The sequence below is a fragment of the Pedobacter sp. 01T416_2 genome (assembly GCF_056398925.1).
In genome coordinates this window covers 1-1,640 of the sequence record NZ_JBFTQI010001027.1, presented here as the reverse complement: position 1 = coordinate 1,640, position 1,640 = coordinate 1, and the positions used below count along the sequence as shown (strand labels likewise).

General features: G+C 40.8%; 1 protein-coding gene and 2 pseudogenes. All 3 read right to left on the bottom strand.

Features of this window, described 5'->3' with window-relative positions; translation table 11 throughout:
- Positions 1–298, bottom strand: a pseudogene (locus tag AC1DPQ_RS26995) (site-specific integrase); the annotation flags it as partial.
- Between the two features lie 6 nt (positions 299–304).
- Positions 305–865, bottom strand: coding sequence for a helix-turn-helix domain-containing protein (locus AC1DPQ_RS26990; RefSeq protein WP_477586343.1), 561 nt, complete (start codon positions 863–865; stop codon positions 305–307).
- Positions 866–1,184: 319 nt separating this feature from the next.
- Positions 1,185–1,640, bottom strand: a pseudogene (locus AC1DPQ_RS26985) (tRNA uridine-5-carboxymethylaminomethyl(34) synthesis GTPase MnmE); the annotation flags it as partial.

Sequence of the window (1,640 nt, the reverse complement as noted above, 5' to 3'; positions counted from 1 at the left end):
ACACTTGCCTAAAAATCTCGGTAAAGCTTGCATTTCGATCCTGTTCTGAAATGATCCCGAAGCGCCTGTTCTGTATTTCTATCTGGCGTTGCGCACAGACAGTCTGTGCGGTGAGCAGTGTTTCTTTGTTATGAATGCGCTGCAGTTCATTCTCGGGTTTTGTGAACAGGTATAATTTCAGCGTAACCGAACGCTGGGCTTTTCCGGTCTTACTATTTAAAAACGGTGGATAATAATCCAGATAAAGGCTTTGCCTTCCGGTACTAAGATTTTTCCTTCTGAGTGTAACGCTTCCCATAACTTATTAACTTTTATAGAATATTTGATTCAATGCTGAGCGGAGTACATAGCTGAACTTTCCGCTAGAGAATACTTCGAGATCGTTCCGTTTGATCAGGTCATAAAGTGCTTTTTCTGATATACCAAAATGCTGTTGGGCATCAGCCATACTTATGCAGTAGACTAATGCAGGATTTTTAGTTCTTTCAGTTCGCTGAACCGGCTGGAAATCGATCTGTTTAAAGGCCTTATCCAGATGCTTTCTTTTGATCAGTGTTTTCCGTTCGCTAAGCTGTATTGCTTTAATCCTGCCATTTTTGATCTGCTGATAAATTATCCTTTCACTGCAATGAAGCAGGCGCGCGGCCTGTTTCACCGTAAGGAACTCTGCGGGCTGGTCATTGATCGCTTTTGTACGGATACTAAGCGTCTGTTCATTGCTGGCAGTAATCTTTATATTACGGATTTTTTGTTTGTAGTGCCGCCTGTTACAATTCAGGCTGCAGTACTTCGTGACCGTGGTTTTTGCCAAGAATGTCTTACCGCAGTGTTCGCAGATTCGCTCAACTGTTATATTGCTACTCATTTCATCCTTTTTTGCTGCATCTGCTGCAGGTCGACAGGACTTTTAGACCCTAAAACATCGGTGGTAATTTCCCCCTCAAATAGTGGCTTATTAGCGCCGTTTAATGTTTTTTAGTGTCGTTAAGTGTCGATAAGCGACATAATTTCACCCATGATTTTTTTGGGAAAAATTTCAGTCGCTCGAGCAACAAATGAGCAACAAAAATGCGAAAAATAGTGGTAAACCTCCAAGAAATTGGTGGAGAAATATTAACATAACTTATTAACAATCAGTAAGTTGATTGTCGTAAGTTGTCGAAATTAGTGGTTGTTTTGGGGGATTATTTGCCGATACAAAACTTCGTAAATATATTCTCCAACAAATCATCGGTAGTCACTGTACCCGTAATTTCACCAAGATAATGAAGCGCCTGTTTGATGTCCATTGCTAAGAAATCAGAGGTAACCGGATTATCTACATTAGCCAAAACCCTTTGCAGGGCATGTTCGGTTTGTTTTAAAGCTTCTACATGGCGGATATTCGTTACCAGGGTTTCGCTGGTATTAATATGGTGCAAGTTAACCTGCTCCAATAAAGTGGTTTTTAATTCATCGATACCCTGTTTCTCTTTAGCCGAAATAAAAACAACATCTAAAGCTTCGAAAGCTTTACGCTGTGCATCTGCCATGAGGTCGGCTTTATTGACTAAAATTAAATAGGGGATAGCCAATTGCGCTAAACCCCGAACCTGCTCTTCAATTTCTGAATTACTTTGAGCGGCATCGGCCATGTAAAT

What these genes read in the sequence shown, in the direction of transcription:
- AC1DPQ_RS26990 (WP_477586343.1), bottom strand. Translation starts at nt 865, where the DNA reads ATGAGTAGCAATATAACAGTTGAGCGAATCTGCGAACACTGCGGTAAG.